Origin of the sequence: Shewanella sp. OMA3-2, assembly GCF_021513195.1 — a bacterium.
Lineage (GTDB): Bacteria > Pseudomonadota > Gammaproteobacteria > Enterobacterales > Shewanellaceae > Shewanella.
On record NZ_CP090974.1, the window covers coordinates 3755402 to 3770559 of the forward strand.

The 15158-nt window shown below is 41.6% G+C and carries 13 protein-coding genes; 5 read left to right on the plus strand and 8 right to left on the minus strand.

Annotated elements, in window-relative coordinates; genetic code table 11:
* The first annotated feature begins 117 nt into the window (after positions 1 to 117).
* Complete coding sequence (locus tag L0B17_RS16540) at positions 118 to 1212, plus strand: sensor domain-containing diguanylate cyclase (RefSeq protein WP_235086326.1); 1095 nt, start codon at positions 118 to 120, stop codon at positions 1210 to 1212.
* Positions 1213 to 1422: 210 nt separating this feature from the next.
* A complete protein-coding gene (locus L0B17_RS16545; protein WP_235086327.1) occupies positions 1423 to 2130 on the plus strand; it encodes an oxidative stress defense protein in 708 nt (235 codons plus the stop codon).
* A 156-nt stretch (positions 2131 to 2286) separates the two neighbouring features.
* Here L0B17_RS16545 and lgt read toward each other — a convergent pair whose 3' ends face one another.
* Positions 2287 to 3081 (minus strand): prolipoprotein diacylglyceryl transferase, encoded by a 795-nt coding sequence (gene lgt / locus L0B17_RS16550; RefSeq protein ID WP_235086329.1) that lies wholly within the window; start codon positions 3079 to 3081, stop codon positions 2287 to 2289.
* Positions 3082 to 3261: 180 nt separating this feature from the next.
* Here lgt and L0B17_RS16555 point away from each other — a divergent pair, with 180 nt between their 5' ends.
* A complete protein-coding gene (locus L0B17_RS16555; RefSeq protein ID WP_235086330.1) occupies positions 3262 to 4119 on the plus strand; it encodes a pseudouridine synthase family protein in 858 nt (285 codons plus the stop codon).
* A gap of 18 nt (positions 4120 to 4137) precedes the next feature.
* On the opposite strand, the gene ybaK is transcribed toward L0B17_RS16555, so the two are convergent.
* From ybaK to L0B17_RS16570, 3 genes are all read right to left on the minus strand, one after another.
* The gene (ybaK, locus tag L0B17_RS16560) at positions 4138 to 4608 is read right to left on the minus strand and encodes a Cys-tRNA(Pro) deacylase (protein ID WP_235086332.1); all 471 of its coding nucleotides are present in this window, start codon (positions 4606 to 4608) and stop codon (positions 4138 to 4140) included.
* Positions 4609 to 4893: 285 nt separating this feature from the next.
* Positions 4894 to 6213: an ATP-dependent RNA helicase DbpA gene (gene dbpA / locus L0B17_RS16565; protein WP_443019964.1), complete on the minus strand. Its 1320-nt coding sequence runs from the start codon at positions 6211 to 6213 to the stop codon at positions 4894 to 4896.
* A 256-nt stretch (positions 6214 to 6469) separates the two neighbouring features.
* Positions 6470 to 7339 carry a pirin family protein gene (locus L0B17_RS16570; RefSeq protein ID WP_235086334.1) on the minus strand — a complete coding sequence of 290 codons (870 nt, stop codon included), beginning with the start codon at positions 7337 to 7339 and terminating at the stop codon, positions 6470 to 6472.
* A gap of 133 nt (positions 7340 to 7472) precedes the next feature.
* On the opposite strand from L0B17_RS16570, the gene L0B17_RS16575 reads away from it, so the two are divergent.
* A complete protein-coding gene (locus L0B17_RS16575; protein WP_235086336.1) occupies positions 7473 to 7688 on the plus strand; it encodes an ATP-binding protein in 216 nt (71 codons plus the stop codon).
* Between the two features lie 159 nt (positions 7689 to 7847).
* The gene (locus L0B17_RS16580) at positions 7848 to 9173 is read left to right on the plus strand and encodes an IS4 family transposase (protein ID WP_235086337.1); all 1326 of its coding nucleotides are present in this window, start codon (positions 7848 to 7850) and stop codon (positions 9171 to 9173) included.
* A 68-nt stretch (positions 9174 to 9241) separates the two neighbouring features.
* On the opposite strand, the gene L0B17_RS16585 is transcribed toward L0B17_RS16580, so the two are convergent.
* From L0B17_RS16585 to L0B17_RS16600, 4 genes are all read right to left on the minus strand, one after another.
* Positions 9242 to 11218, minus strand: coding sequence for a tetratricopeptide repeat-containing diguanylate cyclase (locus tag L0B17_RS16585; RefSeq protein WP_235086339.1), 1977 nt, complete (start codon positions 11216 to 11218; stop codon positions 9242 to 9244).
* A 403-nt stretch (positions 11219 to 11621) separates the two neighbouring features.
* Positions 11622 to 12941 carry a DUF2254 domain-containing protein gene (locus L0B17_RS16590; protein WP_235086340.1) on the minus strand — a complete coding sequence of 440 codons (1320 nt, stop codon included), beginning with the start codon at positions 12939 to 12941 and terminating at the stop codon, positions 11622 to 11624.
* Between the two features lie 377 nt (positions 12942 to 13318).
* Positions 13319 to 14407, minus strand: a complete 1089-nt coding sequence (locus tag L0B17_RS16595; RefSeq protein WP_235086342.1) for an endonuclease/exonuclease/phosphatase family protein — start codon at positions 14405 to 14407, stop codon at positions 13319 to 13321.
* A 45-nt stretch (positions 14408 to 14452) separates the two neighbouring features.
* Positions 14453 to 14827, minus strand: coding sequence for a hypothetical protein (locus L0B17_RS16600; RefSeq protein WP_235086344.1), 375 nt, complete (start codon positions 14825 to 14827; stop codon positions 14453 to 14455).
* Positions 14828 to 15158 lie beyond the last annotated feature (331 nt).

The window sequence follows — 15158 nt, forward strand, 5'->3', positions numbered from 1 at the left end:
AAACAACACCTTAAAACCAGAAGGTTAACGGAAGGCTACTTTTTACTTTTTTGAATAAAGTGTGTGTCATCAAAATACTTTTGTTTGATACACACTTTATAATAGAAAGGACTGAGCATGATAACCTCTGACAATTACCAAGAAATCCATGACACATTGACCCGTGCCACCGAACTTGCCAAAGCGTTATCGGGTAAAAATTTCCCTACACCGGACAAACCAACCGCCTCAGTTCCGGTTGAACCCAGCGCATTAAAAAGTACCGTCATTGCACCGAAAACACCTCAGGTTATTGAGCACACTTTAGACCAAGCTAATCAGCTTTCTAGCTTAAACTTTTTAATGAATGCCATTTCAGAAGCCATTTTTGTGGTCAACGATGAGGGCGTCATTGAGATGATTAATCAACATGCGGCTAAGCTATTTGGCGCGCCAAAAGAATTATTGATTGGCCAAAAATGGACTAACTTTGTTAACTCCGCCTACCAGGAAGAATACCAAGATTTGTTTGTCCACTGGCGCGAAACTTTCACCCCGTTTAATCATGGCCCGAAAGAAATTGTGCTGCAACGTGTCGATTCAAGTTTGGTAGATGCTGATTTATCATTATCGTGTTTACCGGTTGGCGAGCATGCTAAACCGCTTATCATTGGCGTAATGCATAATCTGACCAGTCATAAAGAAAAATTTGCTGAGTTAACCCGTCTAGCTAATACCGACAAATTAACCAATTTAGCCAATCGTCATGCCTTTGATGAAGCCCTAGAAAATGCCTGGGACGACAGCAGACAACACCAACATCCTTTAAGCTTAATTCTTATCGACATCGACTTTTTTAAGATTTTTAACGACAACTATGGTCATATCAATGGCGATAAGTGCTTACAAAAAGTGGCTCAGGCAATTGCCGCCGCCATGCCTAACCGCGACTGTTTAGCCGCCCGTTTTGGCGGCGAAGAGTTTACCGTAATACTGCCTAACTTCAGCCAGGCTCAAGCGCAACGAGTGGCAGAGAAAATTCAACGTCAAATTAGTCAAATTAAATTCACCGACATGGGCTTAACTAACGAAGTAAAAGTGAGTGTTAGCCAGGGTATTGCCTGTGAACAAAAAGGCCAGTTCCGCACCGCCACTGCGCTAATTTGCGCAGCAGATACCGCACTTTACCGCGCAAAATCAGAAGGTCGTAACCGTGTTAGCCTTAGTTTGTAATATTGATAATGTTTAGTGCTAGATATGCCATTAAACTAATGGCATATTATGTAATCGTTAATCGCTAGCTAAAACTAAAGCCTCAAAAAAATATATAAATTAACCCTTTTTGATTCTAGTTGCGTTTATATCTACAAATCATCTATTGATACTTGATATTGACCAGCCTCAATGTAACGTCAATAAATTCTATTATTTGTGGAGCACATTATGAGATTAGTGACTAAAACCTTTACGCTTGCATCGTTAACATCAGCCTTAGTCTTTACAGCTTTACCTGTTATGGCAGCAGACTTGCCTTTTCCCCATTTAGAAACCATCGGCACTAGCGAAATTAGCATCGAAGCGGATATGGCCACGGTTGATATTGAAGTGGTAGTTGATGCGCTAACGGCAAAAGAAGCCAAGGCAGAATCAGATAAGGCGATTAGTCAGTTTTTAAGTCGATTAGACAAAGCCGGTATTGCCAAAAATGATATCGACAGCGCCAATTTAAATATTCGCCCACAATACCATTATCAAAACAATGAACCCGCTAAGTTAGTGGCTTATCAAGCCAGCAGAAGCATGACCATTACCGTACGAGATTTAAGCCAGTTAAATGACTTACTCGATACTGCTTTAGATCAAGGTATTAATCGGGTTAATAACATTAAACTGAGCTCAAGTAAGCAGGCAGAATATGTTGAGCAAGCACGCCAAAGCGCCATTGCCGATGCTAAACAAAAAGCGGCATCGTTAGCCAAAGGGTTCGATAAAAAGGTCGATGGCGTGTGGCAAATTCGCTACTTTGACCAACAACCCGTGCAACCGGTAATGTACCGCATGGCGGCCGAATCAAGTGACGCGAGCCAAGGTTATCAGCAAGGGCAAGTGAGCATTAGTGATCGTGTCGAAGTAATATTCAAATTGAAGTGATTTTAAAATAGTCATAGCGGCCTACAGGCACGCGAGACTAGAGGGTTATCGACATAATTGTTATTAACATAAAAAAGTGGTCAGGCGCATATCGCCTTGACCACTTTTTTTATTCGCTTGTTAAATCGCGTTAGAAATATTGATAGCGTTAGCTAATCACGTCTTTGTCACAGGCTCACTTTTTGCCATTATAGCGCGACCAAGTAATACAACACCGACAATTAAAAACGGCACACTTAACCACTGCCCAGCTGTCATAAAGGCTTCGCTGTAAGCGGTTTGGCTTACTTTAACGGATTCAATAGCAAAACGAGCGCTAAATACGAGCACTAAAAACACCCCGAATAAGCCACCATGTTGCAGCTTTAACTTTGTTTTACGATATAAACCCACCAGCAAAATAAAGATCAATAAGTAAGCGAACGCTTCATACAATTGCGCTGGATGACGCGGTAGCATATCGATACGTTCAAAAATAATACCCCAAGGTTTTGTGGTTGGCTCACCTAGAATTTCTGAATTGGCAAAATTTGCCATACGCACAAAAAAGCCGAAAATAGCCGTAGCGATCGCTAGTCTATCTAACAAGTACAAAAATGGCAGACCTATTTTTCGTTTGTAATAATACAGGGCTAAAATAGCCCCTAACCCGCCACCATGACTGGCTAAACCGCCTTCCCATATCGCGAGAATTTTTAGCGGATGAGCAAAATAATAACTCGGGTCATAAAACACACAATGGGCTAGTCGTGCACCAACAATAATACCGATAACGCAGTAAACCAAAAAGTTGTCTAATGACTCAAGGTCTAAGCCTTCTGCCTGATAGATTTTTTTCATTACCTGAAAACCCGCCGCTATCGCGGTAGCAAATAATGCGCCGTACCAATGTACAGTCAACCCCATAAACGACACCAAAACGGGGTCTGCATTCCAAACAAAATGGTCCAATTGTTGCTCCAAAAAAGGCTTACTTATGGTGCTAATGCTACGCTGTTTTACCTTACCAATAAAGAAACTTACCGCTAAAATGATCTGAAAGATTATTCATCTATCAGCAAATTGATCACCTCTTCCTCGATAAAATCGCGTAAAATAGTCTTTACCAAACCGTTAAAGTCGATATAAACCATGCCAGATACGCCACCGTCAGCAGACAATTTAATTGAATGTCACCTTGATATCACCTCTTGTGAGGCTGATGCTGGCACGTTACTGTCGCAACAAACGGGCCTGTCAAAGCAAGCGATTAAACAAGCAATGCAAAAAGGCGCGGTTTGGCACACCCATGGTAAGCAGGTTGTCAGGCTACGGCGGGCTAAAAAGGCATTAAAAGTGGGTGATAAACTGCACTTATATTACAACAGCCATATACTGGCAGAAGTGCCTGCTACTGCAGAGTTGATGTTTGACCAAGGCGATTATAGCCTATGGTATAAACCCTATGGTTTACGTTGTCAGGCATCGAAGTGGAGCGATCACACGACGATTAATCGCGTCATTGAATTAAATACTGAGCCGCCACGCAGTGCGTATATTATTCACCGCCTTGACCGCGCGGCATCTGGGTTAATTATTATTGGCCACACCAAAAAAGCCACCGCGGCTGTCGCTAAACTGTTTGAGACTCGTCAATTAGATAAGTTTTATCAGGTGATAGTTGCAGGACATTTTGCTGATAACACTGTGACCATTACTACCGAAGTTGATGGCAAACCTGCGCTGTCACACGCCAGTTTATTGAGTTATAACGCCGCGTTAAACCAATCTAAAGTACGGGTTAAAATTGAGTCTGGCCGTAAGCATCAAATTCGTATTCACATGGCCAGTATTGGTCACCCTGTTATTGGCGACAGATTACATGGCAATGCTTCAGCCGATGCACCGGATTTAAAGTTGTGTTGCTGTGAGTTTGCTTTTATTTGCCCAGTAAGTGCAAAACCTGTGCAATTTTCACTGCCAGAAGCGTTAAGGCCTCAATTTGAATAGCGGCAGTGTCTAAACTGCTCAGCCATTCACAATATCATTAAAGCTGGCGGATAATAGTGCTTGTAAATCCGTTGGCGACAGTTGTAATTCCAGCCCCCTTTTACCGGCACTAAAATACATTTGTGGCAATAACGCTGCGCTTTTATCTATCACTGTCGGCAAGCGCTTTTTTTGCCCCAAAGGGCTGACGCCACCTAATACATAACCTGTAGTGCGTTCCACCAATGCACTGTCTGCCATGTGCACCTTTTTAACCTTAAGCGCTTTGGCCATTTTTTTCACGTTCAGCTGCTGACTAACAGGCAATATCGCTACCGCTAATTTATGGCTGTCAGTTTCAACCACTAAGGTTTTAAACACCTGTTCAGCGGGAACTTGCAGTTTTTCAGCCGCTTCTAAACCATAAGAGACCGCATTCGAGTCATGCTGATACTCATGAACAGTGAAAGATAAGCGATGTTTTTTAACCAAATCGATAGCGGGTGTCATGGTAATACCTTTTAAAATCGATATTTAAGTCTATTCATTTTGTTAACTCTTTACTTAGAGTCATTTTATTTGAGGATCAATTTACCTCAAACTTTGTACTGCCTCAAAGTCATTGTCATTGTCAAAACCCAAGTCCAAGTCTGGTAATAGTTATACTCAGCTAAAATAGCAGGTTATTCAAATGAGGCTTTAAAGCACAAAAACAAAAAAGGAGCATAATGCTCCTTTTGGGGTGAAATTAACGATTAGCAATTAACCAATAGCGCTTAATCGATAAATCCGCGGTTACATAAACCAGGCGCGGTAAGTTTTACCTTTCAGCTTGCCCTTAGTAATTTTTGCCATTGCTTGTTGTGCAACGTTACGAGATACCGCCACATAGGCACGAATATCAGTCACTTTAATTTTACCGATATCGTTAAAATCAATGCCGTTTTCGCCAGTCAATGCACCAACAATGTCACCAGGACGAATTTTTTGTTTCTTACCGCCCTCAATCTGTATGGTTTGCATAAGAGGCGCTAGTGGCGCTTTAGTTAATGCACTTAATGGTGGCAGTGTTGAAGCAACAATATCTTTGTTCAGTGCTTCTTCAATCATCGCCATTTTATAACCATCATTCTCACCAAAGAAACTATATGCCGCACCTTGGCTGCCCGCGCGGCCTGTACGGCCAATACGGTGAATATGCACTTCGCTGTCGTAGGCTAAGTGGTAGTTAAATACCGCATCTAATGCATCAATATCTAAACCACGAGCTGCTACGTCAGTTGCCACTAAAATGCGGGCACTTTTGTTGGCAAATTGCAGTAACATTTGATCGCGATCGCGCTGCTCTAAATCGCCGTGTAATGCTAAAACGCTAAAACCAAACTCAAGTAATGCATCTGCTACATCTTGGGTTTCACGCTTAGTATTACAAAATACCACAGCACTTTCTGGCTGTTTATCAAGTAACAACAAACGTAGCGCTTCTAAGCGACCTTGGTTGTCTTCAATACGGTAAAAGCGCTGTTCAATGGTCAAGTTGTCGTGGGTTGATTCCACTTTAACCATAACCGGCTTATACATAATGCGTTCAGCAATAGACTGAATTTGCTCAGGGAACGTCGCACTAAACAGTAACGTTTGGCGCTCATGCGGGGTTTGATCGATAATCGCGTCAATGTGCTCTTGAAAGCCCATTTCTAACATGCGATCAGCTTCGTCTAGCACCAACATATTCACTTCGCTTAAATCAAGACGGTTACGATCTAAATGATCAATAATACGTCCTGGGGTACCGACAATAATGTGGGCGCCATGTTCAAGTGAACCAATTTGTGGCCCCATTGGCACACCACCACATAAGGTGAGTACTTTTACGTTATGAATACCGCGGGCTAAGGTACGAATTTCTTTAGCAACCTGGTCGGCAAGCTCACGCGTTGGACAAAGCACCATAGTTTGAATGCGAAAACGCTTCACATCTAATTTATTTAACAAGCCTAAACCGAAAGCGGCAGTTTTGCCTGAGCCGGTTTTACCTTGGCCAATCACATCATCACCCGCTAAAATCGGCGGTAAACTTTCTGCTTGGATTTGTGTCATAGACTCATAGCCCATAGTGCTAAGATTATCTAATAACTCGGGTTTTAAGTTTAATGATGAAAATGCCTGACTGGCAACTTGCGAAGGTGATTGACTCAAAGGAATATCCTGTGCTGAAAGCAAACTGAAAATAATAAGGCCAAAGCGAATGGCTTTGGCCGGAACGGACTAATTATAGCAATAAACCCTAAAAATTACTGCATCATTGTTTAGAAACTGCTTTAAATCCTGTTTGTTAGCTGTTCAATAAAAACACCAACACGTTAGGTTATCAATCGGCTAAATGACCAAAACGGCCTTGCTGGTAATCTTCAACCGCTTGATTAATTTCAGCTTGAGTATTCATCACAAACGGCCCCATATGCACTATTTGCTCGTTAATCGGGTTACCCGCTAAAATTAAACATCCTAGCCCTGAATCACCAGCATTAAACTGTGCCAATATTTGCGGATTAAGTTTAAGCATGGTGCCTTCGCCAAACACCACATTATCACCGTCAACTTTTACATTAAGCAGTCCCTGGTATATATACACATTCACGGCACCATACTGATTTAACAAAATATTAGCGCTGCTGTTTGGCTCAATAATCATATCAGCAATGGCGCCACTGCCCGCAAGCCCTTCAATATGAGTGTTGGTGATACTGTTTGGTACATCAGCAAACTGCCAGGTTCCAGCCAATGCAATTAGCTTGGCGCCCTTACCATTAAGCAAACTGGGATTAGGGTTAACGGTTGTATCACGATAAATAGCAGGGCGCATTTTGTCTTTGGCAGGCATGTTGAGCCAAATTTGAAAGCCGTGCAGCCCTTCATTTGCATCTGCTGACGGCATTTCAGAATGAATAACCCCACTTCCTGTGCTCATCCATTGTACATCGCCAGCACGAATGGCTTTAACGTTACCCATGTGATCACGGTGCTCGAAACCGCCTTTCATTATATAGGTAAACGTTTCTATGCCACGGTGAGGATGCGGCGGAAAACCACCAATAAAATCTTGTTTATCATCTGATTTTAATTCATCCAACATTAAATAGGGATCAAAGCTTTGTTTGCCAAAATCAGCAACACGTTTAATATTTACCCCATCACCGTCCATTGCTGGGCGGGCTTGAGTTTTATTGATAATTTGCATAACCACCTCGAATACACCAAACCAGCAAGACAATTTGCCAGTGAATTGTGTCTAGCTTATCGGCTATTTAGTTGAATACAAATAGCAAAAAATGCCTTAAAACATTCGATTTATTAGAATTTATTTAGATTGGATGAACTATAAAGACAATGGGATAGGCATTCCAGTTCATGATAAGCCAAAAATTTTCGACCCATTTTTCACCACCAAACGTGACCAAGGAGGAAGCGGCTTAGGGATGAATATTGTTTATAATCTTGTGACAGGAAAGCTAGACGGAAATATTACTATTGAGAATAAGCAGGACAATGGAGTCTATTTCCTCATTACGATTCCAGAAGCACTATGACAAAACAATCACAAATGATTTTCTGCCAACGCGCCGTAAAGGTTGGCCGGTGACCTAATGCCGATCAGTTAAGAACTGAAGTGATAAAAAATATACCGATCTATTGACCGATCCTTTTAGTCTGCCAAAATCCGATAATCTTTATTATCGGATTTTTTTATGGAACTTTCAGAAGCACTTGCTCGCACTTCAATTAACCGACTCACCGAATTTTCATCTCTTGCTGATGTCCTTGAACCCGATATTATTCAATCTTGTCTAGACTCCAATGGTGTTGCCACATTAAGACGTCGAAAACTACCCATGGACGCTATGGTTTGGGCTGTTATTGGGATGTCTTTATTTCGCACTGAATCCGTTCGTCAATTGATTAACAAGCTTGATATTGTGCTGCCACAAGAGGTTGATTATGTGGCGAGAAGTGCTGTCACACAGGCCAGAAAAAAGCTTGGCAGTGATGTGGTTCGCGATATATTTCATCGCTCAGCGGCCACATGGCATCAACGTGCTGAACATCCTCATTGGTGCGGTTTGAACCTCTTTGGCGTTGATGGCGTAGTCTGGATAACGCCTGAAACGAAAGAGAATAGTGCAGCTTTTGCGCGCACAGCAAACAAATCAAGTGAGTCTGGTTACCCTCAAGTGCGCATGGTTTGTATGATGGAACTGAGTAGTCATTTACTGGTTGATAGCGTCTTTGACAGTGTGGCTGAAAATGAAATGAACTTAGCGGCTAAGCTTATCAAAAGTGTACCCGACAACAGCTTAACCTTGTTTGATAAAGGCTTTTACTCGCTAGGCTTATTACACGATTGGCAGGCTAAAGGCGTCAACACCCATTGGTTATTACCGTTAAAAAAAGGCACTCAATATGAAACAATCCGCAGTTTAGGTAAGCACGATAAGCTTGTCAGGTTAAGTACAACGCCTCAATCGAGAAAGAAACGCCCTGAATTACCATTAACAATAGAAGCCAGATTAACCACTCGTCAGATAAAAGGTAAACAGGTCAACATTCTGAGTTCAATGCTTGATGTTATGGCCTATCCAGGTGCAGAAATAGTTGATTTATATACACATCGCTGGGAGATAGAGCTGGGTTATCGAGAAATGAAACAATATATGTTAGAAAGTCGATTTACGCTGAGAAGCAATCTTCCAGAGTTAATAAATCAAGAGCTATGGGGACTATTATTAGCTTATAATTTAATACGTTATAAAATGATTTTAATGGCGAAATCGCTTAAAAATGTATTTCCAAATCAGCTGAGTTTTCGAGATGCTTCATCTCATATTATCAATCAACTCACTAATATGCCGTTATATGCACCAGGAAATGTTCCGAGGTTTATTTTAGATATAGAGAGAAATGCCAAGCAGTTTAAGCTGGAAGGAAAACGAGAAAGAAGTTATCCAAGGTGCTTAAAAGTCAGTAAAAATGGCTACCCAGTCGCAAAAATAAAAAATGCCGCTCACCTTAAGTGAACGGCATTAGGCCGGTGACCACTGTTTTTTCTGGGGTGATATTTTTGCAGCTCCGTCAAACGGCCACTTTACATAGAATGGCTAATAGAAAGCAACTTCTTACTTATCGACTCTTCCAGATCCTGATGTAAAACTAAATCAAATGATTTTGGTGCCAGTATCTCGTCAATACAGACCCAGCAATTTCGTTGCTGGCGCTTGCCCATATAGAGGGCATTATCTGCCAGCTTCACAAGTTGAGCCCATGGTATATCTAATGTCTCTTTAGGCGAGTTTGGATAAATCACCCCGCCAACAGTACAGCTAACCTTAAGCTTCAGGTTATTTTCTAATTCAAACTCGACCTGGCTGATTGTGTTGCGCACCCGTTCAGCAATGCGATGATAATCCGCGGTGTCAAACAACCTGGCCACCAAAATAAACTCCTCTCCGCCCCAGCGAATAAACATATCTGAGTCACGGATAGACTCATTGATGCGCCGAGAAAACTCTTTGAGTACATTATCTCCGATATCATGACCATAATTATCATTAACTTTTTTAAAGTGATCGATATCAAAAAGATAAATAGCAATTGGATTATATTTGTTGCCTTCCTTTGCCCGTTTAACAAAATTAATCTCTCGATCGATATTCTGTTCAAAATAATGACGATTATGCAATCCTGTTAAGCTATCGAAAAGACTCATTCGGGCGAATTGATTGGCCAGTTTCTGTTTTTGCCTTAATTGCAGTAACACTATTAACAGAACGAGCACAAATACGGTAATTATTGCCATTGACAGCTTAGATTGACTAGCGATTTTGTCCTGTACCGCAGCAGTTAGCGCTCGTTCTTTTTCGATTAATTCGCCTTTTAATCGGGATTCCTGTTGCAGGCGGCTTAACTCGGTCCGAGATGCTGATTTTGCTGAATTCTGTTTAAGTAGTGGCTGTAAACTATTTTGGTATAACGCATAAAGCTTTGTTAACCCCAGTTCGCTCAGGTCGGCATAATCAGATTCGATCATCCGTTTGAAAAGATCTTGCTGTACTTCAATAGGAGTCGTTTCACTTAGGCGGGTGCAATTATCGATATCATAAGACATTGCCAATTTAATCTGAATAACCTGCTGATAACACGTTAAATACTCTGAATCAAAATCATGACTAGCCGGTGTTGTATATGACTGCTGAAGCAGCTCTTTTGCTTTTAATGTGTTATCAAGCTCAATATAAGATAAGCTCGAAAAAACTAACACAGATTGTCTTAATTCAGCTATTTTTGGGTTAATAAGTTCAAACCAAGGTAATGCTTGCTCATAGTTTGTACGATGAAATATGTTTGCGATACCAAGATTGAAGTAAATTCTGGCTAATGTACTATCAACGTATTCTAAGCTGGCTGGATTTTTCGTCTTTAAATCTTTAAGTCGAGTAATAGACTCAAGCATTAAATCCACGCCTTTATCGATATATTCATTATCACCATGAACGATATAAAGGGTGGCTAAGTTAAGCGTTATATCATTAAGCAAATATATATTAACATGCTCAGCCAGAGGCAACGCGGCTTCATAACTGAGAAAAGCTTGTTCTATATCCCCTACACCAGATTGGATCCAACCAATAATACTTAATGATTCAGCCGCAATACTGATATTGTTATTATCAAGTGCATCTTGTTGAAGTTCCAGCAACTGTCTCAACTTGGCTTGATCGTTCTGCTTCAGCGCTAATAAACATAGTAAACGATAATCCAAATCGTGTTTTTCAGGCGAAAATGACTGACAAGTTGACACTACAGCATCATTGGCATTATTGCGCTCGTACTGGAATGCAAGCTTTCTGGTAAGACGATAAATATTAACATCATCGGTAGCATTACTTATTGCGTCGGTTAACCAAGATACTCTTTCTTTATCACCATACGTCTCAAACTCTGGTGGTAATGGAGCAAGCTCCTCTAAAGCTTGTATTGAAATGTGCTCATTCGAAAGTGCCTGTAACGGTAACAACATGACAATGCTGAGCGTAAATATTCTCGTCAAAAGTTTCAATTGCATTTAGCACCCAAAATAATAAAAGTATCCATACTAGGTTATTAATCCATTATCACTGTAACCGAATTTATAGTTGTTAACTACTTTTGAGCACATCTATATAGGTAACAAACAACTATGGAAGACCGCTGATAATCTTTAACAACTTGGTGACCCACCTCTTTTACTAAAAATTTAACGATTACCATACAAAACTCCCTTTCATTGCATAGTGCAGTAAGAACTCACAATGATAGTTAATTATTCAAGCGGCAACTTAACGTTTAATCGGTATGTTTGATGCTATATGAATGTGTTTTTTACGGTCGTTTATTGAGGGAGAATGACCCCGAAGCTAACAAAAACCAAGCCAAAACCTAACCTGAGCCCTCCATGAGTTAAATCAATTAACACGGTCGACTCAATCTCAGTCTTTCTCCTTTAATGAAGTGTGCTGAGTTTGTGAAGAGCCACTCGTCGTTGCGAATATAGCGGCCTCTTGAACTCCCCTAAAGTCTTCAGCCATATCCAGTGCACTTCCGGCACGTTTTAGCGCCAGTCGACTGTGATACTCAGCTGCATCGCGCATTTTCGAATCACCGACCGATGCTAGGGAATTAAGTGCCTTTTGCAGGCGTACTGACACCTCGACGACACCCGCTCCGTCACGGGCTATCGCCGTGAAAGCGTCATCGAACATGTCCCGCACCGAGAGCTCAGGCACATATACGCGATCGTATTTCAGCGTATCTTCATCCCTAGTGGTCACAGGCTGACTCCACATAGAAAAAAGCCGGACCAATGTTCCTACAATACTGATAGCTGTGCCGGGATCATTGATGCCTGGCGACAAGGCGCGACCAGCGATTTCCGACAGCACGACTAAACCAAATCTTGGATCGTCGTCAAAGAGACGCTCTTCTCCAATGTGGAACGAATCAGCAACGCACTTGCTGTCAATTTCGGACTGTTCACTGGACTGATGCCTGACGAACGCTAGCGCCCTGCCAGCTGCGGCAAATGTGCCAGGTAAAGCTGCTACGACCACCTGAACTTGGGCTTTCTCTGCCCACGTTTGGAGGCCGGCAATGTCAATGTGTTGCACGTAACCCACGCTCGCAGAGTATACCGCTTGCCCGTGTTCATCCTCGGCGCTACCCACAATACCGTGAAGTGATGGCGCATCTCGGCGGCGCTTTAAAGCTGCGGCGGTTGCATTTTCAACTTTGGCGATCGTCGAACCTAGACGTCCGAGACGAGCAATGCGGTCAACCCAGCGCACAAACGTGATGATGACCACCCCAAATACAAGTGCAGTGAGGACGAAAAGGATAAAAAGACCTGCTGTCTGAAAGTAATCGTTCTTAACCGACGTGAGAGCCACAATACTGAAAATGAACGCGCCAACAAAAGTCGACAGAGCATTCTGAGACGCATCGTCGGCGACAACCAAATTGAATGACCGCGGAGTTGCCGTGCTGCTTGCCGAGGCATAGGCTGACACCATGGATGTCACAGAAAAGGTGGCAATAACTAGCATACTAGAAGCCATGATAGATAGGAGCGTCTCGATAGAGTCTGCAGCAATAACAGGCACAAGTTTAGCTAACCCAGTGCCCTCAGCGAGCTTTGCGATGAAAACCGCCGCGATCGAAAGCAAACAAACTGCTAATGGCTTTACCCAAAGCCGTTCGCGAAACCTGTTAAGGATAAACCTGAGTCGATCACCCGAAAGATTAAATGCCATCTAGACCTCCTTGTGCGTTGTATAACGCCTTAATTATGCATTAGCTTTAGTTTGGTCTTTCCTCTGAGACTTTTGCTATTTATAGACTATAGCTTCAAATCGTTTGTTTCTTCTCATGAGTCACAGTGATAATAACAAGGGGCATCCAAGCTAACCATTGATTGGATTAGTCTGATCATCTTCAAATACCCTCTAGAAAAGATAAATAAAGCGTAGCTTATTGTTTATTATTCGTTCCCAAATAATAAGCCATATTATTTAAAACCGATAAATATTAGTCTTTTAGCCCAGGGCTACCGCATATAGTGTGTGTTTGTTGCTCACAATGAATATTTATAATACTGATTTACTTCCAGTCAATAATGAAGGCGATAACTTCACTTATTCTCTCCTGGCTGTGGGACATCATACTTACTAACGCCCTGATTTTCAGCTATCTCTTTCGACCAATTATGGTCAGAAGCATCAGGGGTTAATCCATCTTGGCTGGCCCCTTTCTCGGGAGAAAAAATCAGTTTAGTCAGTAAGGTAAAATGGTCTGAACCAATCGAGGGTAAACGTTGGATGGACTCTAAAGTAAAGTGTTGACTGTGAAACAGATGATCCAAAGGCCAGCGTAAAAAAGGATAGTCCGCATGGAATGTGTTGTACATGCCCCGCCCCACGCGCGGATCTAATAAGCCACTAATTTTTCTAAAAAGACGCGTTGTGGCGGACCAAGCGACGTCATTAAGATCACCCGTGACGATAACAGGTTGATCACTGTCGGCAACACTTCGGGCCACAATCACTAACTCGGCATCCCGTTCGGATGACTCTGAATTTTCAGTCGGACTAGGTGGAGCAGGATGAACAAAGTGCATGCGAATTGTATCGCCTGTGCGTAGCATCAACGAGACGTGTATCGAAGGTACATCTTCCTCGACCAAGTATAATATTTCTTTCTCATCTAAAGGCAATCTTGAAAAAACATGCATACCATAAAGGTTGTCCAAAGGGCATTTTACGCAGTAAGGCATGTCTGCTTCCAATACTTTAAGCTGATCTTCCCACCATTGATCAGACTCCAATGTGACCAGAACATCAGGCTTATGCTCCTTTGCATGCCGGATTAACGCATCAGCTTTTCGATTGGGGGTAAGTACATTGGCCGTCATAATACTGAGCTGATTTTCACGGCTGTTACCGCAGGCTTTCTTCACCTCTCGAGGCCATAAAATAGTATAGGGTAAGATCCACCACAGTTGCCAAATCAGGCATAAGGTCGCGACTATAATTAATGGCCATGTGAATGCCGATTGCATATCAAGTAACAAGAAATCGGCAAGCAACAAAATGGCTATATAAATAGCAAATTGCAACCGCGGAAAATCCATCCCTCTAACAAACCAATGAGGATGCCGAGATAGAGGTAGCAAAGTGACCAGGACTGCTAGCGCCGTAAAGAAAAAAAGTACCGACGTCATATATTTTACTCCAATTTTACTTGAGTTATTTTCTCTGTTAGCCGTTTATGAGGAACTGCTTTTCAATAAGTCGGTAAATTCACTTAATGTATTTCTATAAAATAAACGTATCAATTCTTCAGTTTCAATAGCATTTTTGTCGATAAAAATATGAAATGTATCTCGTTTAAAAAATGGTCCAAAAAAACGTCTGCGGTTAGACACATTTGCGGTGATGCACCATTTATTTTTTTCTAGACAAGAAACATGCATAGACGCATCATCTGGAATTTGAAGCATTAACACTTTCATTGCAGATTGTGTTTTTTCATTTTCCCAATGAAATTTTTTAAACAATAACAGTGCTTCATCTAAAGTAGGTTGCATCGGTACATCCTGATCTATCTCTTCATCGTAGTACCCACAAAATATTCCATCCATTGAATATATCCTTAAATCAATAACTGACTCTACAACTTGAAACGACTAACGAACCTGTAGAATTATTCGTTTTAAATTTATTTTTGATTAGGCCTGTTGATCTTTACTGGTTGAATTTTGTTCGAACTAAAAACGTTTTAATTGAGGCGATGGATTGACGCCTAGGCATCTAAGCAACTCTTTATTCACAAAGATGCATTCAACAAAGAGTAAAACGTTTTTAGCCGAACCCTTCGCTGCAAAAAAAATCTTAGAAGATCAGCAGACCCTAATGAACAAACAATATCTGAGTTCCTATTTTGATTCAATTATTTAGTGTTTTTTAAAGGGA

Bases quoted from the DNA above. Each gene is read 5' to 3' on its own strand.
- L0B17_RS16540 (WP_235086326.1), top strand. From the start codon at position 118: ATGATAACCTCTGACAATTACCAAGAAATCCATGACACATTGACCCGT.
- L0B17_RS16545 (WP_235086327.1), top strand. From the start codon at position 1,423: ATGAGATTAGTGACTAAAACCTTTACGCTTGCATCGTTAACATCAGCC.
- L0B17_RS16555 (WP_235086330.1), top strand. From the start codon at position 3,262: ATGCCAGATACGCCACCGTCAGCAGACAATTTAATTGAATGTCACCTT.
- ybaK (WP_235086332.1), bottom strand. From the start codon at position 4,608: ATGACACCCGCTATCGATTTGGTTAAAAAACATCGCTTATCTTTCACT.
- dbpA (WP_443019964.1), bottom strand. From the start codon at position 6,213: ATGGGCTATGAGTCTATGACACAAATCCAAGCAGAAAGTTTACCGCCG.
- L0B17_RS16570 (WP_235086334.1), bottom strand. From the start codon at position 7,339: ATGCAAATTATCAATAAAACTCAAGCCCGCCCAGCAATGGACGGTGAT.
- L0B17_RS16575 (WP_235086336.1), top strand. From the start codon at position 7,473: ATGAACTATAAAGACAATGGGATAGGCATTCCAGTTCATGATAAGCCA.
- L0B17_RS16580 (WP_235086337.1), top strand. From the start codon at position 7,848: ATGGAACTTTCAGAAGCACTTGCTCGCACTTCAATTAACCGACTCACC.
- L0B17_RS16585 (WP_235086339.1), bottom strand. From the start codon at position 11,218: ATGCAATTGAAACTTTTGACGAGAATATTTACGCTCAGCATTGTCATG.
- L0B17_RS16590 (WP_235086340.1), bottom strand. From the start codon at position 12,941: ATGGCATTTAATCTTTCGGGTGATCGACTCAGGTTTATCCTTAACAGG.
- L0B17_RS16595 (WP_235086342.1), bottom strand. From the start codon at position 14,407: ATGACGTCGGTACTTTTTTTCTTTACGGCGCTAGCAGTCCTGGTCACT.
- L0B17_RS16600 (WP_235086344.1), bottom strand. From the start codon at position 14,827: ATGGATGGAATATTTTGTGGGTACTACGATGAAGAGATAGATCAGGAT.